Below are 23,678 nucleotides of genomic sequence, written 5' to 3'. Positions count from 1 at the left end.
GGGGGAGGGTTACTTCCTCAACTCGAACGTCGTGGCGCCGACCTTGATGGGAGCACCGACCTTGACCTGGACCGGTGCCGCCACGCGGACGCCGTCATGCGAGGTGCCGTTGGTGGAATCGAGGTCCTGCAGCATCCACTGCTCGCCCCACAGCACGAGACGCGCGTGGTGGCTCGAGGTGTAGTCGTCGCGGATGACGAGACCCGACTCACTGGAACGGCCGATCGTCAGCGGCTCGGTGCCCAGCGGCAGCTCGAGGCCGGCCTTGGGGCCGCTGGTGATGACGATACGTGAGACCGCGTCCGTGGTCGCGAGACCCCCGGCGGGTGCCGGGACGGGCGCCGCGGGGCGCTTGACCTGCGTGGTCACCGCGTCGGGCGACGAGGTGGGCGCGGCCGCCGCCGGGGAAGCGGATGCCGAGGGCTCGGGGAGCTTGCGCACCTTCACGCCGAAGAGGTCGGCGCGCAGCGAGTACACGACGCCGAACACGAAGAACCACAGCAGGACGAGGAAGCCGCCCTGCAGAAGAAGGAGAGTCAACTGACTCATGAGAGGGGGCCCCGTTCCCGGACATCGAAGATGCTCGTGGCGTCGGACGCGGAAGAGCGTCGCGGCGGCTGCGCCTGGGCGACGACACGGAACACGATAGTGGTGCGGCCGATCGAGATCGTCGAGTCGGGCGGAAGAGCAGCCTCGGAGACCTTACGCCCGTTGAGTGTCGTGCCGTTGGTGGAACCGAGGTCGCGCACCATGGCGCGCTCGCCGTCCCACAGGATCTCGACGTGCTTACGGCTCGTCCCGGCATCGGGGATCGTGATGTCGGCGTCGCTGCCGCGGCCGATCACCGTGCGGGCGGAGGTCAGCGGGTGACGGGTGCCGTCGATGTCGACGACTCCGCGCCAGGCGACCTGGCCCTCGGTGGTCTGCGAGTCCACGCGCAGCGTGCCCGTGGACAGGGAGCCGTCGCGCTCGATCGAGATGGCGACGGGGCCGGCGAACGAGTAGCCCTGTGTGCGGGCGTGCTTCTTCACCAGGGTGTCGAGCTCGGTGACCAGGGTCGAACCGAGCGCGCTCATCTTCTCGTCGTCGGCGGGTGAGAGGCGCACCACGAAGGTGTTCGGCGCGAGGATGCGCTCACGCGTGACGACCACGGCCTTCTTGTCGAGCTCGCTCCGCAGAGCGGACGCGATCTCCACCGGCTGGATGCCACTGCGGAAGGTCTTCGCGAACGCACCGTTGACGGCGCGTTCGAGACCCTTCTCGAAACTGTCGAGTAGCCCCACGAGACTCCTTCAGGCAGGCAGACCAGTAGGCACATCGTAGTCAGCACGGCTGGGGAGGTCATGGACGCGGGCTTCGAGCACCGCGTTTCGTGACCTGGTGGCGGCCGTGATATTCTCGGGAAGTTGATCGCGTGGCATCCACGATGCCGCGCACGCGCGAGTGGCGGAATAGGTAGACGCGCTGGCTTCAGGTGCCAGTGCCCGCAAGGGCGTGGGGGTTCAAGTCCCCCCTCGCGCACACGAAACTGAAGGGCCCCGGGTTTCCCCCGGGGCCCTTCGTCGTCGAATCAGGATCGGGTGGCGGCCCCCGAGCGAGGCGCCACGCCGTCTCGACACGTCACGGCGTGTTCACGGTCACCTCCGGCGAGTGAACGGCGGATGATCACGAGCCGATCGACCGGGCCGAGAAGTGTCGGACATCACGGGGTGGGTGTTCGTCGTCGACGGAGCGATCTCGATCGACGAGGAACGCGAGGCCCCACGGCGTCGAACCTCTCGACGTGGATCCGTCGGTCGGGGAGGCCCTCGGCCCTCGCATCCCGGACGACCAGGTCGGTCCACTCCGCAGGACCGCACACGAAGAGGTCCGAGTCGAGCAGGTCGGGCAGAACGGACGAGATCGTCGCTCCGCGCGCAATCGCTTCGGCCGACATCCACGACACCACCTCGGCGGGTCGCCTGCCGATCATCTCGACGACGTCGCCGCCGCTGTTCTGGACCAGGGTCGTCGCCTCGTCCCAGAGGAAGGTCTTCGAGCGTTCTGTCGCGCGCAGGACGACGGTGGCCTCCCCCGGGCGCAGTCCGCTGTCTTCGAGCAGAGCCCGCACCGGGGTGATGCCGATGCCGGCCGAGACGATCGCGAGGCGCGGGGCGGTGCGCGCGGCATCCGTGAACATCCCGTAGGGGCCCGCGAAGGAGACCTTCGTTCCGGGCCGCAGTCGACGCAGACGCTCCGTTCCGGTGCCGAGCGTGCGCACGGTCAGGCGGGCATCCGTGTCGGTCGGCACGGCGGAGAACGAGATCGGATGCGCGTGCCACCACGTGCCGCGACTCCAGAAGCGCCAGATCGCGTACTGCCCACCGCGCACCCCGAGTCGTGACAGGTCGCGTCCGCGGAGATGGATCGTGAAGACGTCTGGACCGAGCGGGTCGACACGGGCGACGCGCAGCTCATGCTCCTGCGTGGCGAGTAGCGGCGCGGCGAACCGGAACCACGCGATCGAGCCGAACGCCACGACGTAGAGGGAGATCCAGTAGAACGTCTGCGGCGTGCTGCCGGAGAGGACCTGCCCGGCCGAGAGCTGATGCGGCACCGCCACCAGAACGGCCGCGTAGCTGATGAGGTGGATCGCGTGCCAGGCCTCGTAGGCGAGGCGACGACGCACGATGACGAGAGAGGTCACGACGATGAGTACCAGGAGGCAGCTTCCGAGCAGCGCCAGGAGCATGTCGGCCCCGGAATACAGCGACAGCGTCTGATGCCAGAGCGACAGACCGTCGCGAAGGGAGTAGCCCACCGTGAGCAGAGCGCCGTGGCCCAGGACGAGGTACACCGCGGGCTTGCCGAGGCGGCGGTGCACCCTCATCGCGGCGTCCTGACCGAACGTCTGATCCACCCAGGGGACGCGGGCGGCGAGCACGAGCATGAGCAGGAGCAGGTCGGTGCCGACGAGGCCGGTCACGATCCCCGCGGCCGTCACCGCCCCGGCGAGATCGGTGAGCTGCGCGGGTCGCCCGGATCCCAGGAACAGCATCACGGCGGCGACGACCGAGACCCAGCAAGCGGCGATCAGGGCGATCTCGGCACGCTCTCGTCGGCGCACGGACCGGTCGCGGTCGCGTTGCGTCCTACCCGGAGGTGCCGAAGGCGGGGAACCATCCGGTCGGATCGTGCTGCTCACGGGGACGTCCTCCGGTCGGGTCGGGCGCGCCGGCCTTCGACCAGTCTCCCACCGCGCGTGCGGACGGGCGCGGGATGGGGACGTTACGCCGCGCCGCGACCGCGCGCCATCCGCGCCTGCGTCGCCACCACCATGAGCACGGCGGCCACCCCGCCTGCCGCGAGGAGCGCGAGCGTGCCCGCGTCGTCGCCGGGGGCGGACGCCTGACCGAACTCGTCCTGCCATGGCCAGAGCGCGCGGAGGGAGCCGAGCATGAGCCCGGTCATCATCGCGAGCATGAGCGAGTGGAATCGACGCAGCATCACGCGCAGCAGATTCACGAAGAGACTGAGCCCCACGACAGCGCCGAGCGCGAAAGCCGCGATGTACGGCAGATCGCGCTCGTTGAGGGCGACGAGCGTGGTCTCGTACAGCCCGAACACCAGCAGCAGGAAGGCACCCGACAGCCCGGGCAGCACGAGCGCGCAGACCGCGACCGACGCGGCGAGGGCGACGATCACCAGCGGCGGCTCGGCCATCGTCGCCGTCGGCAGACCGGTCAGGACGAATGCGGCGAACGCTGCGACGAGTGCGATCAGTCCGAGGCGCCACGTCCACCCCCGGCCGAGCATGCGCACGGGAATGAGGAGGGATGCCGCGATCATGCCGCCGAACACGGCTCGCGTCTCGGACGGATACGCCTTCACCAACGGCGCCAGAACCTGGGCCCCGACGATCACGGCGATGACCATTCCGACCAGCACGGGGGCGACGACGCTCCACCGCACGGCCCGGAAGTGTGCGGCGCTGCGCGCGAACCCTCGGCCGCGGACGGCGTCGGTGCTCGCCACGATTCCGCGCACGACGTGGCTGGCGGCGTCGATGAGCGTGGCGTACACCCCCACGATGAGGGCGACAGTGCCGCCGCTGACCCCGGGGATGACCTCCACCACCCCGATGAGTGTGCCGCGCACGAGGTTTCCCAGGGGGCGCAGCGGCGAACGGCGGTCGGCAAAGGTGTCGGCCATTCGATCCACGCTAGGCGAGCCGGCCGGGGAACGCCATTCGCGCGGACGCGCGACCCCACCAGAAATGCGCGCCTTATGCAACCCACCCCGCAGAACTCGATCCTGAGAGGAAGCTGTATGTAACGAGAGTCCCGCCTCGAGCGGGCATCGGTTCACACTCGCGAAAGGAACACATCATGGGATTCTTCGGATTTCTCCTCCTCGGCCTCATCGCCGGCGCCATCGCCAAGCTGATCCTCCCCGGCAAGCAGGGTGGCGGCTGGCTCATCACGCTGGTGCTCGGCGTCGTCGGCGCTCTGCTCGGCGGCTTCCTGGGAACCGCGATCTTCGGTGTCGACCTCGGCGGTTTCTTCGAGCTGCGCACCTGGCTGCTCGCCATCGGCGGTTCGATCATCGTTCTGCTCATCTACGGCCTGATCGTGGGTCGTCGCGCCGCGCGCTGACCTCGCAACGAAAGGCCCGGGGCGATTGGACCGCGCCCCGGGCCTTTTCACGTCTTCCCTCGTCCACCCGCTTTACTGGGCGGGATGCCGAAACACCGCCGCCTCCCCTTCCTCCTCGCTCTCGCCGGGGGATCGGTGGCGGCGTTTCTCGTGGTGTGGCCGCAAGGGGTCGGCATCCATCGCCTGCCCTTCGTTGCGAACGCGATCTCGCTGCGCGGGATCCTCGCGATCGGGCTCGGGGTCCTCGCGGTGCTGGTCGGCGCCGTCGCCATGTGGCGTCGACGATGGGGAGTGGCGGCGGGCCTCGCGCTCGCGCTCGCCGCGGCCGTGCTGGGCGACGGGGCCGTTCTTCTCGTTCGCGGCGGGGGAGTCCCGATGGCTCCGGGCGAGCTCACGGTCGCGGCCTGGAACACCTACGGGGGATCGGTCACACCCGCCGAGATCGCGCGCCTGGTGCGAGAGACCGGCGCCGACGTGGTCAGCCTTCCCGAGACCGATGCGATCGCGGCGGCCGAGGTGGCCGGCATCCTGGATCGGGAGGGCATCGCGATGGCGCACGACACGGTCGCGGCGGCGCCGGACGGGGAGAACATCCCGACCTCGATCCTCATCTCGCGCGTTCTGGGAACCTATCGGCTGGACGCCGGCGCGGGCTCGACGGTCGGCCTGCCGAGCGGGGTCTGGAAGCCCGTCGACGGATCCGGGCCGACTCTCGTGGCCGCGCACCCCATGCCGCCGCTTCCGGGCGCCACGGAGAGATGGGAGCTCGGTCTCGCGTGGATCGCCGACAGATGCCGCGACCCCGATGTCGTCGTCGCGGGAGACCTCAACTCCACCGTCGACCATTTCAGCGGCCTCGGCATCGAGGGCGGGATGATCGGCGGATGCCAGGACGCCGCCGCCGAGTCAGGCTCGGCCGCCGCGGGTACCTGGCCGGTACGTCTGCCGGTCGCACTCGCGGCTCCGATCGACCATGTGCTCGTCGGCTCCGAGTGGCACGTGCAGGGATTCGCCGTTCTCACCGACTTCGACGACGCGGGCAGCGATCACCGCCCCATCGTCGCGACGATGACCCGGGAGTGAGGACGTTCGGCCGAGCGTGCTCGGCTCGGCGTCACTCCAGCGTCGGCGGCAGCACGTAGACCACGTCGTCGCCGTCGAGCTCGTGCTCGACGAAACCGATGCGGGCCAGGATCGCATGCGAGGGCTGATCGTCGGCGGAGACGCACGCGTAGAGGGGGCGCTCGGCCTCCTGCGAGGTGAGCAGCCGCAGCGCTTCGGTCGGGGCGTCCTCGTGCGCCGAGGGTGAGACGGCGAGCAGGATCTCGCGGTCACCGTTGACCTCGAGAGCCGCGGCCACCCCGACGACGGTGTCGTCCTCGACGATTGCGCGCGCGTCGACCTTCTCGTCGGCGGTCCATTGGTCGAAGGCGTCGCGGTCGTCGAACGTGGCGCGCGGCCACGCCGAGGTACTGGCCGACACCGCCTGGAAAGCGGCATCCTGATCGTCGTGTCGAAGCTCGCGCAACTCGATGTGGGGCATGACGTCACGCTAACCGGAGCTCGCCGGACGAGTCCCGACTCTTGTGCGCTCAGGCGAAACCGTGCAGGGCCAGGAAGGTCCAGGTGGCGCCGTTGGTGTCGCGACGCCCGATCTGGTCGTGGAGATGGCGGAAGAGCGTCGCGCGAGTGCTGTCGGTCACGCTCGTCCACCCCTCGAGGTTGCGGCGTAGAACAAGGTCGATCTGCACGAAGGTCTTCTGAAAGACGACATTGCGCGAAACGGCCACGAGGTGCGAGGCCAACGCCATGATCGCGAGAACGTAGTCGTTCGAAGAATCGGCGGAATGCATCTGTTCGACGATGCGTGCGGTTTCAGCGAGTTCTTCGTCGGTACAACGTGGGAGAGCGACGTGCATGACAGCCGCGATGGTGTGCGCGGCGTACTCGCGCATGTCGTTGCGGGCGCGGTCGGTGAGGGCCGCGACCCGGGTGTACCGGTTGGCCGCGACCTCGACGAGTCCGATGCGCTCCAACCTCTGGAGCGCTTCGCGCACGGGGGTACGGGAAATACCCATGAGCGTCGCCAATTCGACGTCGCGCAACCGATCGCCGGCTTGGAGCCGACCGTCGACGATTGCCTCGCCGAGGGCCCGGTAGGCCTCGTCGACGAGGGCGGAAGCGCGCCGACGACTATCCATCAGCCGGATTTTAGGGCCTCCGATTACCACAGCACATGGACAGAACTTGCTGATTCTTCGTTTTCGTGTCGCGCGCAGGCCTCCGCGCCGGTAAAGTGATCGCCGTCACGCCTCGCGTGACATATCCGGGGGGATCCGTCGACGCCCGGGCTTTGAGCCTTGCTCAGCCCGGGCGTCGTATGGGCTCAAGGGCGTACACCCCCTTCTTTCGCGCTCGCAACGTTTATGTCACGGACCCGTGCGCGACAAGACCTCGGCCGTTACCGTGGTGGCACAGACCGGCGCGCTCGGCGCCGGCTCAAGCGGAAAACGGCAGAACGAATGAGCACGCAGGGCACGGTCAAGTGGTTCAACTCCGAGAAGGGCTTCGGCTTCATCGCCCCCGATGACGGCAGCCAGGACGTCTTCGCGCACTACAGCGCGATCCAGTCGGGCGGCTACCGCTCGCTCGAGGAGAACCAGCGCGTCGAGTTCGAGGTCGCCCAGGGTCCCAAGGGCCTGCAGGCGGAGAACATCCGCCCCCTCTGATCCTCCCTCCGGCCTCGGTCGGTCCGGCCCCGGTCGTGCGCGTTCCGCGTGTCGGCCGGGGCCTTCAGTGTTCGTGACGCACGAGGTCGACGCCCGCGGCGGCGAACTGCCCCAGCGTCGCGTGCGGAAGGAACGCCCGCGTCAGGGCGGCACCGATGCGCGTGAGATCGGCCTCGTCGCGGTAGAGCAGGTACATCGTCTCGTAGCGCGGGTGGAACTTCTGCTTGAACCGGTGCAGCGACGCGAAGCCGTAGACGGGCTCGAGCATCGCGGCCATGCGGTCCTGCAGGTCGGCGATGGTGCCGGCATCCGCCGGATACTCGTGGGCCAGCGGGGCGCCGGACAGGGACATGACCTGGGCGCCCTCGGCCGAGAACTGGCGGGCGGACGCACCGATGAGGTACTCCATCACCGGCCCGAAGCCGCCGTCGCGGCGGCGCATCAGGTCGAGTGTCCATCCGCGGATCCCGCCCTCGCCGTAGATCGGCAGCCACGACAGGAATCCGTCGACGTCACCCTGCGGAGAGACCGCCAGGGCGATGCGCACCTCGGGGTCGGCCGCCTCGTGCAGCGTGCCGAGGGTGAAGCCCATCTCGGGCAGTCCCTTGTCGTCCACCCAGCTCTCGGAGATCGCACGCAGTTGCTGACGTACGCCCCACGTCTCGTCGGCGAGGGTCGAGAGGCGGAAGGTCATGCCCTCGCGCTCGCCGCGATTGAGCGACGTGCGCACGGCACCCCATGCCTTGCCGGTGAACTGGAGTCCGGGAAGGTCGACCACCGTGTCGTCGGCGACGACGATGCGACGCCAGCCGCTCGGCACCGCGTCGGCCGTGGCCTCGCCCGCACTGAAGAAGCACGGGGCGAGTCCGGCGGCTTCGGCGGCGTCGACGAAGGAGCGGACGGTCTGAGCGCGCGTGCCGACGGGACCGAGGGGATCTCCGAGAGCCAGAGCGACGCCGGAGCGACGCTGGTAGGCGACGATGCCCCGGCCGAAGCGCGCGTACGACATGCCATCCCACGTCGTCATCCAGGACAGCGTGCCGCCGCCGGTCGCGTGCAGTTCTGTCTTCACCTCGGCGACCGACGGAGCGGGGGAGTCGCCGAGCGCCGCGCGCGGGCGGGCGCGGAAGGCCGCCCGCACGAGGAAGAAGTAGACGGATGCCACGAGCCACAGCGCCGAGGAGGCCAGGACGCTGGTGAAGTCGGCATCCAGATCCGCTTCGATCTGGGTGAGACCCTCCAGGAGCAGTACGCCGAAGAGCAGAAGAACCAACAGGAGGTTCAGCGCGCTGTAGAGCATCACCACGACCCAGGCCCACCGTCGACCGCGGCGGAGGGCTGTGGCGACCACGAGGACGACGAGCGTATTGACCGCGACGTCGACCCACGAGCCCGAGGCCGCCGCCGATGAACCGAAGGGGCCGGTCATCGGGGCGAGATAGCCCAGGATCTCGAACGCGCCGAGGGCGCACAGCACCACGAACGCGATGAGGCGCTGCTCGCGCACGCTCACGCGCTGCGGGCGCAGGGACCGGTCCACGCCCAGCACGAGGGCGACGGCGAGAACGCGCTCGAGGTCGGGAAGCGAGCCGTAGTAGAGGAACGTGACCGCGAGGCCCGCGATCAGGACCGTCCACGCGCGCAGGCGCCACGGAGACGGCAGGAGGGCCAGCGCCGCCGCGAGGCACGCGAAGACGCCGCCCGAGGGGCCCACATCGAGGGCCATCGCCTGCTGCTGGGCCCACGGCCAGCGGAGCAGCGCAGCGACCCAGAGGAAGAGCGACGCGGCGAAGATCGAGAAGAGCTGGCCCACGGCGAAATACGCCGTCGCGACGCGGGTGCCGCGGCGGAGCTCGAGATACGCCATCCCGACGAGGGTCGGGATACCGAGCAGGTAGAGCCACGGCGCGCTGATCACGAACGTGCCGGTGATGAGCGTCCACCACCGACCGGCCTCGAGGGCGGGGAGACCGTACGCGAGCGAGTCGTAGGCAGCGGAGACCGTGAACGGCTGCGAGAGGGCGCCCGTCGCGACGCCGACGACGATCAGGATGCCGACCAGGATGAGCGTGGCAGGAAGGCGTCGAGCGAGCTGCGTCGCCCGTCGGAGCATCGTGTTCTCCCCCATGCCGCTCACGATAGGGCACGCGAGTTCCCGAGACGCAGACCGCGGTCGGTCGTCAGATCGGCCGTGCGACCGCGTGCCAGGCGGCTCGGGCATGGGCCAGGGCCTGTTCGGCATCGGTGGCCGCGCGTGCCGAGGCGAGCTGACGGCGGGCTCGCTCGAGCTGGAGGCGGTCGGCGATGGGAGCGTCGGAGTCGCGCGCGTCCGCCACGGCCAGGGCTGCTCGGGCGCAAGCGAGAGTACCGGGCAGGGCCGCGCGCGCGGCTTCGAGGCGTTGCCGCGGGGTCATCGCGTCACTCAGCGTCTGATCTCGCCGCTCCCGCACCCGGGCCACGATCGCGATGGCACGCCGGGGTCGCTGGGCGGCAACGGCCGCCGCGGCTTCGAGGTCTCGAGCGGCGGCGCGCAGGTGCTCGGCGGCGTCGGGTGCGGCCTCCGTCGGACGGAGGGTCGCCACCTCGGTCGCCGCCTCGATCTCGGCTCGTGCGGCCGTGACCTCGGCCGCCGCGTTCTCGGCGGCCTGCAGGGCGATGCGGTGCGCGTCTTCGACGGCGCGCACCTGGCGTTCGGCGCGGGCGAGTGCCGCGGTGGCGTCGAAGAGGTCGCGGCCGTCCGGCTCGGAGGCGGCGCGCTGGAGCGCGAGATCCGCGTCGCGGAGGGCATCGGATGCCGCTCGCCCGGCCGTCTCGGCATCGTCGCGGTCTTCGGGAGCGAAACGGTCGCGGAGGACGGCGAGGAGCTGCTCGGGGTCTCCGGTCGTCTCGAGCACCTCGTCGCGGCGTCGGCGTGCGGCGGCGAGGAGCTCGGGCCCGGTGCGGTGCGTGCGCGCCCACTCGTCGAGCTGCCTGCGGGTACGAGCGACGCGCTCCAACTGGCCGTCGAGCTGCGTGCCCAGCCGTCGCGCCTCGTCGCGCCGCCGCGCCGCGAGACCGGTGTCGTCCTGGAGGCGGGAGACCTCGGCGAACGCGCGGTCGCGCGCGCGGAGGGCAGCGGCGCGTGCGCGACGGAGCTCGGTCGGTTCGTCGATGACATCTACCGCGTCGGCCGCCCGGAACGCAAGATCGAGCTCGTTGACGGCGTCGTCGAGGCGGAGAAGGGCGTCGGCGGAGTCGCTCACGGATCGCGAGGCCGCGGCGCGGGCGCGCGGCGAACGGCGCGAGAGTCGCACCGCGATGGCGATCGCGGCGACGAGGAGCGCCACGCCCAGGAGAGCGATCGCCGCGGGGACGACCCAGCCGAGGTCAGACACCGACGGAGACGTCCGGACCCGACGAGTCGTCGATCAGCAGGAGAGCACGCAGTTCATCGACGTCGTCGACGGCGGCCTGGGCGCCGTCCGCCTCGTGGGGCCAGCTGAAGCCCCACCGGACGAAGATCACCGGCACCGCGGCATCCGCCCCTCCCTCGACGTCGTGGTGTCGATCACCGATGAGCACGGGGCGAGAGGTATCCGCTCCGGCGGCGTCGAGGCGACGCAGAGCCTCGCGCACCACGTCGGCCTTGGTGCTCAGGGTGCGCTCGTCGAGGGTGGCGCCGACCATGGCCTCGAGCGACGGCGCGAGGCCGAAGTGGTCCATGAGGGCGACCACCTGCACCTCGGGCTTGGAGCTCGCCGTCGACTGGGGGATGCCCGCCGCGTGCAGGTCGTGCACCAGCTGCTCGACGCCCGGGTACAGGCGCGCACTCACCGTGTAGCCCTCGCTCTTGTTCAGTCCGCGGTAGAACGTCACGGCGTCGGTGGCCTGTTCGGGTGTCATCCCCACGTTCACCTGGAACGACTCGAACATGGGCGGACCGATCCAGCGCGACAGTTCGCCACGCACCGGGGGCGTGCGCCCGAAGTGCTCGAGCGTGATCGTCAACCGGCGGAGGATGCCCTCCGATGCGTCGACGAGGGTGCCGTCGACGTCCCACAAGACGCAGGAGAAGGGAGAGCGTGCAGACATGCGTCCACGCTACCGGCGCCGCCGGCGCGCGGCGCTCGCCGTGTCAGAAGAGCCGCGGGGCGCCGGACTGCACGCCCTTCATCTCGTCGTAGTCGAGCACGAGGCACCGGATGCCGCGGTCGGTGGCGAGAACGCGCGCCTGAGGCTTGATCTCTTGCGCGGCGTACACACCCGTGACCGGGGCGAGCAGGGGGTCGCGGTTCAACAGCTCGAGGTAGCGGGTGAGCTGCTCGACACCGTCGATGTCGCCGCGACGCTTGACCTCGATCGCGACGGTGCCGTGGCCGTCGTCGTTGCGCAGCAGCAGATCGACCGGACCGATCGCGGTGGGGTACTCACGGCGCACGAGCGTGAGGTTCTCACCCACCACCGACACCTGCTCGGCGAGCAGGCGCTGCAGGTCGGCCTCGACGCCGTCCTTGATGAGCCCGGGGTCGAGGCCCAGGTCGTGGGCGGTGTCGTGCATGACCTCGTGGATGCGCACCAGCAGTGCGTCGCCGCTCTTCGCGTGCGTCACGCGCCAGCGCTCGATGACGCCGTCTTCGATGTCGGCCTCGTCGGGCTGCTCGAGGGTGAGCGAGCACGGCGGGCTCATCCAGTTCAGCGGCGCGTGTTGGACGTCCCGATGGAACGCGACCGTACCGTCGGCCTTGACCATGATGAGTCGGGTCGCGAGGGGGAGGTGTGTCTTGAGACGACCGGTGTAGTCGACGGAGCAACGAGCAATGACGAGGCGCACGACTCCATTGTCGCAACTCGAGACGATGGTCACACCGCCGTGGAGAGAGACCGTGCCGTGGCTGCGGTGCGCCGCCGCCACGGGTAGGTCGTCCGACGGGTCGCGTCACCCCGAGTGTTCCGCACCTCTGTCGCGACGGCGAGATGCGCGTCGAGGCGGCCGGAGTCATCGACGCAGCAGCGGCCGCTGGGGCCGCGTCGCCTAATCGCGTCGCGCGGGCTCGGCGGCCCGCTCGTTCTCGACGGCGAGGGGCTTGGCTGCACCCGAGAAGAGACCGGATGCCACGATCAGCCCGACGACGATGAGCAGCGTGTTGAGCAGGCCGATGTGGTCGCCGATCCACCCGAGGATCGGCGGTCCGCACAGGAACGCCACGTAACCGATGGTCGCGGCGGCGGCGACACGGGAAGCGGCCTTGGCGGGGTCGTCGGCGGCAGCCGACATGCCGATCGGGAAGCCGAGCGAGGCGCCGAGGCCCCACAGGGCCGCACCCACGAAGACGAGGGGCCCGTAGGGCGCGAGGATGAACAGCAGCAGGCCCGCGGCGGCGGTGCCGGCGAGTACGCGCAGCACCAGCACGCGGCCGAGGCGGTCGACGACCGGCCCCCCGGCGATGCGGCCGACGGTCATGGCGACCGAGAACACCGCGAGCACGGCCGGCCCCGCCTCTTCGGGGGCACCGTGGCCGTAGACCACGGCCGAGGGGAGCCAGTCGTTGGCGCTGCCCTCGGCGAACGCCATGCCCAGCATGATCACGCCGAGCGTGTAGGTGCGTGGCTCGCGCCAGGCCTGCAACGAGACGGCGAGACGCTCGCGCCAGTGGGCGCGCTCCTCGGCGGCGGGGGCGTCCATCGCGATCTCGGCCCGCGGCACGTTGGCCACCGAGACGAAGGCCACCACCATGATGACCACGCCCATCGCCACGCTGTGCGCGACCACGGGGATGCCGAGGCTGACGGCGACGAAGCCCAGACCTGCGCCGATGACGGTGCCGAAGCTGAAGAAGGCGTGCAGGAGCGGCATGATCGTGCGTCCGGTGGCCTTCTCGAGCGCCGCCCCCTCGACGTTCATCATCACGTCGACCGCGCCGTTGCCGAAGCCGAACAGCGCGAGTCCGACCAGGGCCACCGCGAAGAACTGCAGGGAGTCGGCGCCGAAGCCGATGATCATGAGGCCGATGCCCACGAGCAGGAGGGCGACGAGCATGCCGGTGCGCGCTCCGATGCGGGCCATGACGGCGGGCGCGATCGAGAGACCGATGATGGATGCCACGCCCATACCCAGCAGCAGGAGTCCGACGCCGGAGTTCTCGATGCCGAGCGACTCGCGGATCGCGGGTACCCGCGATGCCCACGTCGAGATGCTCAGTCCGCTCGCGAGGAAGATGGCGCAGATCGCGATGTGCCAGCGGATGAGCTGGGACCGGGTGAGCGTCGAGTGCATGCCGCCACTGTACCGAATCGATTCGACGTGTATCGAATCGATTCGGCGGAGCGCCCGTCGCCGGGTACGATCGGCCCGTGAGCACCCGTCGCGCCACCATCAGCGACGTCGCCCGAGAGGCCGGCGTCTCGGCGTCGACCGCCTCCGTCGTCTTCAGCGGCAAGACGCCCACCTCGCAGGCCACCCGGGAGCGCGTCCTGGCCGCCGCCGAGCGGCTGGGCTACACCGGTCCCGATCCCCGCGCGGCTTCCCTGCGTCGCGGTCGTTCCGGCATCGTCGGCGTGGTCTTCGATCAGCACCTCGGCACCGCCTTCCTCGACCCGGTCACCACGCACATGATGGACGGCCTGGCCGACGGTGTCTCCCGCCTCGGCGCGGCGCTGCTGCTCCTGCGCGACGACGGCGAGACGGTCAGCGAACCTTCGCTGCACACCGCGCCCATCGACGCCGCCGTGCTGATCGGCTGCAGCCCCCGCATGCGCGAGTCCCTCGAGATCGTGCGGGCTCGCGGCATCCCGGTCGTCGTGGTCGAAGGCGACGCGGGCGAGGGCGTTCCCCAGGTACTGCTCGACAACGCCGAGGCGCAACGCGCAGCCGCTCGTCACCTCGCCGCACTCGGACATCGCGACGTCGTGATCGTCACGCTTCCCACCGACACCGCCCGCCGCCGCGGCTGGATCGCCGGCGACGCGGTGGTGCGGGTCGATGTCACGGCCGATCGCCTCGCCGGAGCCCGCGAGGTGTTCCCCGCCGCTCCCGCTGTGGCGGCGGCCACCAGTTCGATCGACGAGGGCACCATCGCCGGGCGCGCCATCTTCGCCGACCCCGATCGCCGCCCGACGGCGGTGATCGCGCAGAGCGACCTGCTCGCTGCGGGCGTCATCCGCGCCGCCGAAGAAGCGGGATTGCACGTTCCGAACGATGTGAGCGTGACGGGTTTCGACGGCGTCGTCGTCGACGGGTTGGCCCCGCACGTGTTGACCACCCTGGTCCAACCCGCCACGGCGAAAGGGCGTGCCGCCGGAGAGGCGGTCGCGGCGATGCTCGAGGACGCCACACCCTCGGGGCTCGACCTGCGGTGCACCTTCCGCGAGGGAACGACCACCGCTCCGCCGCGTACCACATGAGTCGGCGGGGTGCTGGGACTCTCATGCTCCGCATAGAATAGTGAGGACACCCCGAGAGCCCGGGCACCCGCCCGTCGACCCCGAGGAGGCCCGACCGTGCTGATCTTCCTCGGCGCCTTCGCGGCCGTGCCCCTTCTTCTGCCGTGGCTCGTCTCACGCATCGGCGCCCGGGCGTTCTACATCGCCGCCGTGCTTCCGGCCCTGGCTTTCGCCCACGCGATCGTGCAGGCTCCCGCCGTCTTCGCAGGCGACATTCCCTTCGAGGAATACAGGTGGATCCCCGCCCTGAACGTGTCGCTGTCGATGCGCATGGACGTCCTCGGGTGGCTGCTGACCCTCGTGGTCACGGGTGTCGGTGCCCTCGTCATGCTCTACTGCCGCTGGTACTTCCGCGGCAAGACGCAGGGGGTCGGCCAGTTCTCGGCGGTCCTGCTCGGCTTCGCGGGCGCGATGTACGGCCTCGTGCTCACCGACGACCTGGTCGTGCTGGTCATGCTCTGGGAAGCCACGAGCGTGCTGTCGTACCTGCTCATCGGCTATTACCACAGCCGCTCCGCGAGTCGTCGAGCGGCGCTGCAGGCTCTGCTGGTCACGACCCTCGGCGGACTCGTCATGCTCATCGGCGTGGTGCTGCTGGTGGTGCAGTCGGGCACCTCCAGCCTGTCGGCGATCCTCGCCGACCCGCCCACCGGCCCGGTCGTCGACATCGCCGTGCTGCTGCTGCTCGTCGGAGCCCTGAGCAAGTCCGCGATCTTCCCGTTCCACTTCTGGCTCCCCGGCGCCATGGCCGCGCCCACCCCGGTCAGCGCATACCTCCACGCTGCGGCCATGGTGAAAGCCGGCATCTACCTGATCGCCCGCCTCGCCCCCGGCTTCGCCGACACCCCGTTCTGGCGACCGACCCTCATCGCGCTCGGGGTCTTCACCATGCTGCTCGGTGGCTTCCAGGCGCTGCGCGAACGCGACCTCAAGCGCATCCTCGCCTTCGGCACGGTCAGCCAGCTGGGCTTTCTCACGGTGATGCTGGGATACGGAACGAGAGATGCCGCTCTCGCCGGCGTCGCGCTCCTGCTCAGCCACGCCCTGTTCAAGTCGTGCCTCTTCCTCGTCGTCGGCGTGATCGACCGGCAGCTGAACACGCGAGACATCGGCCAGCTCTCCGGCCTCGGTCGCCAGGCGCCCGTCATGGCCACGGCGTCGTTCATCGCGATCTTCTCGATGGCGGGAGTGATCCCCACGCTCGGGTTCGTGGCGAAAGAGACGGCGCTGACCGCTCTGCTGCACGAAGCCGAGGGGGGCGCGGTGTGGGGGATCGTCGCCCTGATCGGCATCGTTCTGGGCTCGGCGCTCACGGCGGCGTACGGCATCCGCTTCCTCTGGGGTGCGTACTGGACGAAGCGCGACGTCGAGACGACCGAGTGGCCCGACCCTCCCATCGGCTTCCTGTCGGCTCCCGTGCTTCTGTCGGCGACCACGCTGGCCCTGGGGTTCCTCGCGCCGATCGTCGACCACTGGCTCGCTCCCTACGCCGACGGGCTCCCCGAGGCGACGGCCGGGGTCGATTCGCCCGAGTATCCGTATCACCTCGCCCTCTGGCACGGGCTCGAGCCGGCGCTGTTCATCTCGCTCGGCACCCTGGCTCTGGGCGCGGGAGTGTTCTGGGTCGTGCGCAAAACCCAGCTCCACAAGCGTCCGCGCGTACTGCCCTTCACGGCCAACGACGCCTACAACGGCACCCTCCGCGCGATCGACCACACGTCGGAGTGGGTGACCGGCCGTTTCCAGCGCGGTTCGCTGCCGTTCTACGTCGGAACGATCTTCGTCGTTCTCGTCGTCGCCGAGGGCACTGCTCTCCTCGCATCGAACGAGTGGCGCGCTCAGCTCGATGCCTGGCAGTCGCCCGCGCAGCTCATCTCGGCGCCGATCATGATCGCGGCGGGCATCCTGGCCGTCCGTGCGCGCAAGCGTTACACGGGCGTCGCGCTCGTCTCGGTGACGGGGCTCGGCATGGTGGTGCTCTTCGCGACCAGCGGTGCCCCCGATCTCGCGCTCACCCAGGTGCTCATCGAAACCGTGACGCTCGTGGTGTTCGCTCTGGTCCTACGGCGTCTGCCCGCGCGGATGGGCGAGCAGAACGAGTCGGTCGCCCCGATCGCACGCGCTGTCCTGGGCGCCGGCGTCGGCCTCACGATGGCTCTCGTCGCGATCGTCGCCACCGGTGCGCGGCAGGATCTGCCGGTCTCGCTCGAATGGCCGCCGCTGGCCTACGAGATCGGCCACGGCCGCAACGTCGTGAACGTCGCGTTGGTCGACCTTCGCGGGTGGGACACGATGGGCGAGCTGTCGGTGCTCGTGCTCGCCGCCACCGGCGTCGCCTCGCTCGTGTTCATCACCAACCGCAGTGACAACCTCGCGCGCCGCTCGGGCACCGCCCGCAGCCGCGTGGGTCTGGGGCGACGTCGGCCCCTCATCGAGACCGACAGCGGTGTGCGCGCGCAGCGAGTCGGCGAGACCGGCGCCCCGCGGGCCTGGCTGATCTCGGGCTCGAAGGTACAGCCCGAGAACCGCTCGATCCTGCTCGAGATCATCATCCGGGTGCTCTTCCACTCGATCATGATCGTGTCGCTGTACCTGCTCTTCGCCGGTCACAATCTGCCCGGTGGCGGCTTCGCCGGCGGCCTGGTCGCCGGCATGGGCCTAGTGATGCGCTACATCGCCGGCGGTCGCTGGGAGCTGGGTGCCGCAGCGCCCACCGACGCCGGCCGCCTGCTCGGCGCGGGCATGGCGATCGCCGTGCTGTGCGCCCTGGTGCCGATGGTGTTCGGTTTCGCACCGCTGCAGAGCTTCACGTTCGAGGGAGAACTGCCGATCATCGGGCATTGGGAGTTCGTCACCAGCACGATCTTCGACGTCGGCGTCTACCTGGTCGTCATCGGGCTCGTGCTCGATGTGCTCCGCAGCCTCGGTGCCGAGGTCGACCGGCAGTCGCAGCATCCGGAAGATGCGGAGATGGCACCCGCATGACCATCTCCCTCGTTCTCGTCATCGTCATGGCCGTGCTCTTCGCGTGCGGCGTGTACGCCATGCTCGAGCGCAGCCTCACCCGCGTGCTCATCGGCTTCCTCCTGCTGGGCAACGCCGCGAATCTGCTGCTGCTCATCGTCATGGGCGCGCCCGGCCGGGCCCCGTTCTACGACGGGGGGCAGACGGATGCCGCGGACATGTCCGACGCTCTGCCCCAGGCCCTGACGCTCACCGCGATCGTCATCACCTTCGGTATCTCGGCGTTCCTTCTGGCTCTGATCTACCGGTCCTGGCAGCTCGGTCAGGCGGACACGGTCATCGACGACGCCGACGACGTGGCTCTGCGCACCCGCGCGGCCGACGAGCCCGAAGACGCGATGGACGAAGAGGCCCGTTCCGACGACGACGACGTCACCACCGACTTCGTCGGCGATGTGGCCTCGCCCATCCGCGTGCTGCACCAGGGCGATCTCTCGCAGCTGGTCGACGACGCTCCGGTCGACCGGGTCGCGGTGTCGCGTGAATCGGAGTCGCCGCTCGACGCCCCCCGCGACCCCCAGGACGGTGATCGCTCGTGAGCGCCCTCGTGCCCCTGCTCGTCGGCATTCCGCTCATCGGTGCCGCGATCAACCTCATCTTCGGACGACGCAAGAAGACGCAGATCGTCGTGTCGGTCGCCTCCCTCGCGGCCGTCCTCGTGCTGGGTGCGGTCCTGCTCGTCACCGTCGACACGAGCGGGCCCATCGCGGTGGCGATCGCCGCGTGGGACATCCCGTTCGGCATCGTGCTCTACGTCGACGTGCTCGCGGCCCTGCTGGTGGTCGTCACGAGCATCGTCCTCCTCGCGGTCCTGCTGTTCTCGATCGGCCAGGGCGCGGCCGACAACGACGAGGACACCCCGGTCTCGATCTTCTACCCGGCGTACCTGATCCTCGGCGCGGGCATCTTCAACGCCTTCATCGCTGGAGACCTGTTCAACCTGTACGTCGGTTTCGAGATCCTTCTCGTCGCCTCGTACGTGCTCATCACCCTGGGCGGCACCGAGTCGCGCATCCGCACCGGCGTCGTCTACATCGTCGTGTCGCTGGTGTCGTCGATCCTCTTCCTCGCCGCGATCGCGATGGTCTACGGCGCGCTCGGCACGGTCAACATGGTCCAGATCAGCGAGCGGATGTCGCTGCTGCCCCAGGACACGCAGACAATCCTGCACCTCATGCTGCTGCTCGCCTTCGCGATCAAGGCGGCGGTCTTCCCCCTGTCGTTCTGGCTGCCCGACTCGTACCCGACGGCTCCCGCGCCGGTGACGGCGGTGTTCGCGGGCCTGCTGACCAAGGTCGGCGTCTACGCGATCATCCGCACCGAGACACAGCTGTTCGTCGACAACGACCTCAACTTCCTGCTGATGATGGTCGCGCTGTCGACGATGATCGTCGGCATCCTGGGGGCGGTCGCGCAGGCCGAGCTCAAGCGCATCCTGTCGTTCACGCTGGTGAGCCACATCGGGTACATGATCTTCGGTCTGGCGATCAACACGCCGCTCGCGGTGGGGGCCACGATCTACTACATCGTCCACCACATCATTGTGCAGACGACGCTGTTCCTCGCGGTGGGCCTCATCGAGCGCCGGGCGGGAAGTACCTCGATCCTGAAGGTGAAGGGCCTGATGCGCGCGGCGCCACTGCTGGCGGTGCTCTACTTCATCCCGGCGATCAACCTGGGCGGCCTGCCTCCGTTCTCGGGCTTCATCGGCAAGTACGCGCTGTTCGACGCCGCGGCTCAGGTGGGAACACCCGTGATGATGGTCCTGATCGTCGGCGGTATCGTGACCTCGATCCTCACGCTGTACGCGCTCATGCGCGCGTGGAACCTCTCGTTCTGGCGCGAAGACGACGACTCGGCCGAGACGACCGAGCGCATCGCGTACCTCGGCAACGCGCCCGCGGCGACCATTTCGACCGAGCGTCGCACGACGCCCAAGATCATGACGCTCGCCACCGTCGGTATGGTGGCGGTCACCGTGTCGCTGACCATCTTCGCCGGCCCCCTGCTCGACATGTGCCTCCGAGCCGGTGTCGACATCACCGACGGGGTCAGCCTCGTCCAGATCCAAGAACAGGCGGGCCAACGATGAGTCCCTCCCGCCGTTCGCAGGTCTCGCTGTTCCTCCACCAGTTGCCCTTCCTCGTGTGGTTGGTCGCGCTGTGGATGCTGCTCTGGGGGCAGTTCACCTGGCTCGCTTTCCTCACGGGGCTCGTCATGGCCGTCTTCGTCACACGCGTCTTCCGCCTCCCCCCGGTCGAACTCTCGGGCCGCATCAACCTCTGGTACGGCCTGGTCTTCGTCGTCACCTTCCTCGGCGCGGTGATCAAGGGCTCGCTCATCGTCGCGTGGCAGGTCCTGGACGTCCGACGTCAGCCCGGCGCGGCGATCATCGCCGTGCCTCTGCGCGTGGACGATGACGTGATCATGGCGCATACCGCGGTGACGGCATCCCTCATTCCCGGCTCTCTCATCGTCGACGTCGACCGCGACAACCGCACGCTGTTCCTCCACACCATCGGGGTGCGCAGCGACGCGGATGCCGAACATCAGCGCCGCGTCGTGCTCGGGTGGGAGGCCCGCATCACGCGTGCCGTCGGGTCGAAGGAAGAGCTCCAGGAGCTTCGGGCCAAGATCGCCGAGTCGGACGCCGACGCGCTCCACGGTGCCGAAACGCCGCGCGACGGGAGGACCCTGCTGTGAACATCCTCGTCGTGGTCATCCTCGTCGTCTTCGCCGTCGCCGCGGTGCTGGCGCTCATCCGCCTCGTGATCGGTCCGTCGATCCTCGACCGCGCGGTCGCCGCGGATGTTCTGCTGACCGAGGTGCTCTGCATCCTGGGCGCCGACATGGTCATCAATCACCACACGCGCTCGCTGCCCGCGATGCTCATCATCGCGGCCGTCGGAGTGTTCGGCTCGATCGCCGTGGCCCGGTTCGTCGCGCGGAAGGAGAACCCGAGATGACTTTCGACGGCGTTCTCGACACCGTGGCGCTCGTGCTCGTGCTCCTCGGCGCGATCCTCTGCCTCACCGCGACCATGGGCCTGCTGCGGTGGCGAGATGTGCCCACACGCCTGCACGCGGCGACCAAACCCCAGGTGCTCGGGGTGCTGCTGATCGTCTCGGCGGTGGCGCTGTCGTCGCGCACGTGGGAGGTGCTCGCCTTCGGCATCCCGATCGTGCTCATCCAGTTCGCCACGGCGCCGCTGGCCGCGCACATGGTCGGGCGAGCGGCCTACCGCAACCGCACGACCGACGAAGAGGGCCTGTACATCGACGAGCTGCGGCACCGCACGGAGCAGCCCGGCTCGACCGGCGCCGAGACGCGGCCGGAGAGCTGAGCCGGCGCCGCGTCGCCGCTCGCGCCCCCGCTCCCGCTCGGCGCTGCCTCTGCCCGCTGCTGCGTCCGCTGGCCGTTGCGAGTGCTGGTCGCTGTGACTGCTGGCTACCGCGACTGCTGGTCGATGCGACTGCTGGCTGCCGCGAGTGCTGGCCGCTGGGAGTGCTGGCCGCTGCGTCCACTGGCCGCCGCGACTGCTGCCTCCGCTGGCCGCTGCGACTGCTGAATGCTGCTGCGGCTGCTGCTGCTGCTGCTACCGCTGCTGCCGCTGCTGGCCGTTGCTGGCCGCCGCGACTGCTCACCGCCGCGACCGCTGGCCGTTGCGACCGCTCACCGCTGCGATAAACGCTCTCCCTAGCGAGACACGCCGTGAGGCAGCGTGTCTCGCTAGAAAGAGCGTTTATGGAGGGGCGGTCGGGTCAGCTGCCGGCTTCGCCGAGGTCATCCGGATCGGTCTTCCGGTGCTGCGGTTCGCGCGCTTCGCGTTTCTCTCGCCGCCCTTCGGCGAGGAAAGCCAGACGGTTGAGGCACTCGTGGTTGCGCGCGACGAGCAGAGGCTTCCACAGCAGCGACGGCAGCAGAGCCGCCGCTCCCGACACGGGCTCCTCGGCGATGGTGACGGCGGTGCCGAGTTCATGCGGCCGGGCGTCGATACGGATGACGCCGCGGCCCAGGATGCCGGCCTCGGGCCGCAACCGCATTCGGCGCGGAGGGTCCCACTCGACGATCTTGGTCTCGTCGTGGATCATGACGGGCCAGATGCCCAGGGAATGATGGATCTGCGACCCCTCCTGGGGCCATTGCTCGTCGACATCGCGCATGCGCGCCGCCCCCACCACCCAGATGGGATAGAGCCAACCGTCGGAGAGAACCGCGAACAGGTCGTCGGGCGTGCAGCGCATGAGGCGGGTGTTGCGGGCGGCCATGGCATCCCTCCGTTCGACATTTCTTACGGTAGATCGTGATCGTCGAGGGCGGCGCACCCCTTGACCGAACGCACGGGCGGGTCCGCTCGTCGGCAGGCTCGGGAACCTGAGAAGTGGGGAGGCGCAGAACAGTGAAGGAACCCGCCTCACGCTGGATGGGTGCGACCCAGGGCGCGCGATGAGGGGGCACAGACCCGTGCCGGTCGGAGCAGCCGCGCGTGATGTCGGACGCGAACCCCGGTCTCGCGGTACCGGCGCCAGCGGGCACGTCGAGTCACGTCCGGAGCCATGCGCGATGACGCGCTGAGCGTGACGGCCCCTCTCGGAAGGGGCGGGTCAGGCTTCGAGCAATCTGCGGCAGCGTCTCTTCGTCGGCGCAGGCCGCGCCCCCGGACGGTGTTCGACGTGCGGCTGCCGGTGCGACCGAGGACCGCCCCCACTCGTCCCGGCCTGAACAGTGCTTGCGCCCGATCGTGAGCGGCCGCGGCGTGGATCACGCGTGCAGGCGCGGCGCCCCCGCACTCTCGCGCACGACGAGCTCGGGCGTCACGGCGGAGTCTTCGGGAGGACGCCCCTGCTCCATCCAGGTGCCGAGCAGCGCGAAAGTGCGTCGGCCGAGGTCGACGAAGTCCTGGCGGACGGTGGTGAGGGCTGGAGTCCACATGCGCGCGAACGGTTGGTCGTCGAAGCCGACGACGCTGACGTCTTCGGGGATGCGTCTACCGATCTCCTGGTAGGCGCGCGCGACACCGATGGCGAGTTCATCGTTGCCGCAGAGCACCGCTGTTACGGCATCGTCGTCGAGGAGAGTCTGGGCGACGTCGTATCCCGACGTGGGCGAGTAGCTCGCCTGCAACAGGGGAGGGACGCGCGCGCCGGCTTCGTCCAGCGCCGCACGCCACCCCCACGCGCGACCCGTCCCGGGGCGGGTGGCGGGGATGGCGACGTGGTGCACGGTGTGATGCCCCTGGGCGAGCAGGTACTTCGTGGCTTCGTATCCTCCGACGTAGTCGTCGAGGAACGCGTGAGGAGTCTCGCCCGGTGGACGCCGGGCACCGGCGGCGGCGACGACGGGCACCGTCTTGGGCATGGCCGCCAGGGTTGCGACGCCCAGCTCGTCGAACTCGATCACGATCACCCCGGCAAGGGGCTGCGAGAGGGCGCCGTCGACGGCTGCCGAGATGGCCGCGGGGTCGTCGGACTCGACCACGGCGATCATGATGACGTAGCCGGCGGCCCGAGCGGCCTCCTCGATACCTTGCAGAGTGGCGGCGTACCCGTAGCGGATCGTGTTGCGCGCGAACACGGCGACCGTCGATCGACGTCCGCTGACCAGGGATTGCGCGGCGGCGTTCGGCCGATAGCCCAGCTCGGCCACCGCTGCCTCGACCTTTTCGCGGAGCCGATCGCTCACGCGGGTGCGTCCTGAGATCACGCGGGACACCGTGGAGAGACTGACTCCGGCTCTCTCGGCCACGTCGACGATCCCGGGGACATCTCGATCGAGTGGCATGACCCAAGTCTAGTGACCAACGTTTTCTTTGTTCGAAGAAAATCTCTGACCAACGTTTGCAGAGCGAGTGAACGCATGCTAGCTTGACCAA

23 protein-coding genes and 1 tRNA gene are annotated in these 23,678 nt (G+C 69.6%); 11 read left to right on the top strand and 13 right to left on the bottom strand.

Annotation, left to right across the window (positions count from 1 at the left end; all coding sequences use genetic code 11):
- Nucleotides 1-9: 9 nt before the first annotated feature.
- A complete protein-coding gene (locus DEU35_RS12200; protein WP_103207410.1) occupies nt 10-549 on the bottom strand; it encodes an FHA domain-containing protein in 540 nt (179 codons plus the stop codon).
- Complete coding sequence (locus DEU35_RS12195) at nt 546-1,283, bottom strand: DUF3662 and FHA domain-containing protein (RefSeq protein WP_103207407.1); 738 nt, start codon at nt 1,281-1,283, stop codon at nt 546-548. The genes DEU35_RS12200 and DEU35_RS12195 overlap by 4 nt, the downstream gene beginning before the upstream one ends.
- Nucleotides 1,284-1,437: 154 nt before the next feature.
- On the opposite strand from DEU35_RS12195, the gene DEU35_RS12190 reads away from it, so the two are divergent.
- A tRNA-Leu gene (locus DEU35_RS12190) sits at nt 1,438-1,521 on the top strand.
- Nucleotides 1,522-1,702: 181 nt separating this feature from the next.
- Here DEU35_RS12190 and DEU35_RS12185 read toward each other — a convergent pair.
- A complete protein-coding gene (locus DEU35_RS12185) occupies nt 1,703-3,184 on the bottom strand; it encodes a ferric reductase-like transmembrane domain-containing protein (RefSeq protein WP_147301868.1) in 1,482 nt (493 codons plus the stop codon).
- Nucleotides 3,185-3,267: 83 nt separating this feature from the next.
- Nucleotides 3,268-4,191 (bottom strand): DUF368 domain-containing protein, encoded by a 924-nt coding sequence (locus tag DEU35_RS12180; protein ID WP_116239649.1) that lies wholly within the window; start codon nt 4,189-4,191, stop codon nt 3,268-3,270.
- A gap of 176 nt (nt 4,192-4,367) precedes the next feature.
- Between DEU35_RS12180 and DEU35_RS12175 the strand changes: the two genes are divergently transcribed.
- A complete protein-coding gene (locus DEU35_RS12175) occupies nt 4,368-4,634 on the top strand; it encodes a GlsB/YeaQ/YmgE family stress response membrane protein (RefSeq protein ID WP_103207399.1) in 267 nt (88 codons plus the stop codon).
- A gap of 84 nt (nt 4,635-4,718) precedes the next feature.
- A complete protein-coding gene (locus DEU35_RS12170; RefSeq protein WP_116239648.1) occupies nt 4,719-5,717 on the top strand; it encodes an endonuclease/exonuclease/phosphatase family protein in 999 nt (332 codons plus the stop codon).
- Nucleotides 5,718-5,748: 31 nt separating this feature from the next.
- Here DEU35_RS12170 and DEU35_RS12165 read toward each other — a convergent pair whose 3' ends face one another.
- Both DEU35_RS12165 and DEU35_RS17195 read right to left on the bottom strand, forming a co-directional pair.
- Nucleotides 5,749-6,177 (bottom strand): GNAT family N-acetyltransferase, encoded by a 429-nt coding sequence (locus tag DEU35_RS12165; protein ID WP_103207393.1) that lies wholly within the window; start codon nt 6,175-6,177, stop codon nt 5,749-5,751.
- A 49-nt stretch (nt 6,178-6,226) separates the two neighbouring features.
- Nucleotides 6,227-6,835: a GntR family transcriptional regulator gene (locus tag DEU35_RS17195; protein ID WP_181904642.1), complete on the bottom strand. Its 609-nt coding sequence runs from the start codon at nt 6,833-6,835 to the stop codon at nt 6,227-6,229.
- A 321-nt stretch (nt 6,836-7,156) separates the two neighbouring features.
- Here DEU35_RS17195 and DEU35_RS12155 point away from each other — a divergent pair, with 321 nt between their 5' ends.
- A complete protein-coding gene (locus tag DEU35_RS12155; RefSeq protein WP_056225145.1) occupies nt 7,157-7,363 on the top strand; it encodes a cold-shock protein in 207 nt (68 codons plus the stop codon).
- A 64-nt stretch (nt 7,364-7,427) separates the two neighbouring features.
- Here DEU35_RS12155 and DEU35_RS12150 read toward each other — a convergent pair whose 3' ends face one another.
- The 5 genes from DEU35_RS12150 to DEU35_RS12130 form a co-directional block, all read right to left on the bottom strand.
- On the bottom strand, nt 7,428-9,491 hold the full coding sequence (locus DEU35_RS12150) for a bifunctional lysylphosphatidylglycerol flippase/synthetase MprF (RefSeq protein ID WP_116239647.1): 2,064 nt from the start codon (nt 9,489-9,491) through the stop codon (nt 7,428-7,430).
- A 52-nt stretch (nt 9,492-9,543) separates the two neighbouring features.
- The gene (locus DEU35_RS12145; protein WP_116239646.1) at nt 9,544-10,737 is read right to left on the bottom strand and encodes a hypothetical protein; all 1,194 of its coding nucleotides are present in this window, start codon (nt 10,735-10,737) and stop codon (nt 9,544-9,546) included.
- Nucleotides 10,730-11,434: an HAD hydrolase-like protein gene (locus DEU35_RS12140; protein WP_116239645.1), complete on the bottom strand. Its 705-nt coding sequence runs from the start codon at nt 11,432-11,434 to the stop codon at nt 10,730-10,732. Before DEU35_RS12140 ends, DEU35_RS12145 begins: the two co-directional genes overlap by 8 nt.
- Nucleotides 11,435-11,477: 43 nt before the next feature.
- Entirely contained in the window at nt 11,478-12,173 is a 696-nt protein-coding gene (gene nucS / locus DEU35_RS12135; protein WP_103208530.1) for an endonuclease NucS, read from the bottom strand.
- A gap of 201 nt (nt 12,174-12,374) precedes the next feature.
- Entirely contained in the window at nt 12,375-13,616 is a 1,242-nt protein-coding gene (locus tag DEU35_RS12130; RefSeq protein ID WP_103207379.1) for a sugar MFS transporter, read from the bottom strand.
- A 77-nt stretch (nt 13,617-13,693) separates the two neighbouring features.
- On the opposite strand from DEU35_RS12130, the gene DEU35_RS12125 reads away from it, so the two are divergent.
- From DEU35_RS12125 to mnhG, 7 genes are all read left to right on the top strand, one after another.
- Entirely contained in the window at nt 13,694-14,743 is a 1,050-nt protein-coding gene (locus DEU35_RS12125; RefSeq protein ID WP_103207376.1) for a substrate-binding domain-containing protein, read from the top strand.
- Nucleotides 14,744-14,839: 96 nt separating this feature from the next.
- Complete coding sequence (locus DEU35_RS12120; protein WP_116239644.1) at nt 14,840-17,767, top strand: Na+/H+ antiporter subunit A; 2,928 nt, start codon at nt 14,840-14,842, stop codon at nt 17,765-17,767.
- Nucleotides 17,764-18,345 (top strand): Na(+)/H(+) antiporter subunit C, encoded by a 582-nt coding sequence (locus DEU35_RS12115; RefSeq protein WP_116239643.1) that lies wholly within the window; start codon nt 17,764-17,766, stop codon nt 18,343-18,345. The genes DEU35_RS12120 and DEU35_RS12115 overlap by 4 nt, the downstream gene beginning before the upstream one ends.
- Nucleotides 18,342-19,898 (top strand): Na+/H+ antiporter subunit D, encoded by a 1,557-nt coding sequence (locus tag DEU35_RS12110; RefSeq protein WP_116239642.1) that lies wholly within the window; start codon nt 18,342-18,344, stop codon nt 19,896-19,898. Before DEU35_RS12115 ends, DEU35_RS12110 begins: the two co-directional genes overlap by 4 nt.
- Nucleotides 19,895-20,509, top strand: coding sequence for a Na+/H+ antiporter subunit E (locus tag DEU35_RS12105; RefSeq protein ID WP_103207368.1), 615 nt, complete (start codon nt 19,895-19,897; stop codon nt 20,507-20,509). Before DEU35_RS12110 ends, DEU35_RS12105 begins: the two co-directional genes overlap by 4 nt.
- Nucleotides 20,506-20,772 carry a monovalent cation/H+ antiporter complex subunit F gene (locus DEU35_RS12100; protein WP_103207366.1) on the top strand — a complete coding sequence of 89 codons (267 nt, stop codon included), beginning with the start codon at nt 20,506-20,508 and terminating at the stop codon, nt 20,770-20,772. The genes DEU35_RS12105 and DEU35_RS12100 overlap by 4 nt, the downstream gene beginning before the upstream one ends.
- Complete coding sequence (gene mnhG / locus DEU35_RS12095; protein ID WP_103207363.1) at nt 20,769-21,149, top strand: monovalent cation/H(+) antiporter subunit G; 381 nt, start codon at nt 20,769-20,771, stop codon at nt 21,147-21,149. Before DEU35_RS12100 ends, mnhG begins: the two co-directional genes overlap by 4 nt.
- Nucleotides 21,150-21,567: 418 nt before the next feature.
- Here mnhG and DEU35_RS12090 read toward each other — a convergent pair whose 3' ends face one another.
- Both DEU35_RS12090 and DEU35_RS12085 read right to left on the bottom strand, forming a co-directional pair.
- Nucleotides 21,568-22,074, bottom strand: a complete 507-nt coding sequence (locus DEU35_RS12090) for an SRPBCC family protein (RefSeq protein WP_103207360.1) — start codon at nt 22,072-22,074, stop codon at nt 21,568-21,570.
- Between the two features lie 493 nt (nt 22,075-22,567).
- Nucleotides 22,568-23,587, bottom strand: coding sequence for a LacI family DNA-binding transcriptional regulator (locus tag DEU35_RS12085; protein ID WP_103207358.1), 1,020 nt, complete (start codon nt 23,585-23,587; stop codon nt 22,568-22,570).
- Nucleotides 23,588-23,678 lie beyond the last annotated feature (91 nt).

The sequence above is a fragment of the Microbacterium sp. AG157 genome (assembly GCF_003385695.1).
Lineage (GTDB): Bacteria > Actinomycetota > Actinomycetes > Actinomycetales > Microbacteriaceae > Microbacterium > Microbacterium testaceum.
This window is presented reverse-complemented; position numbering and strand designations above follow the sequence as displayed.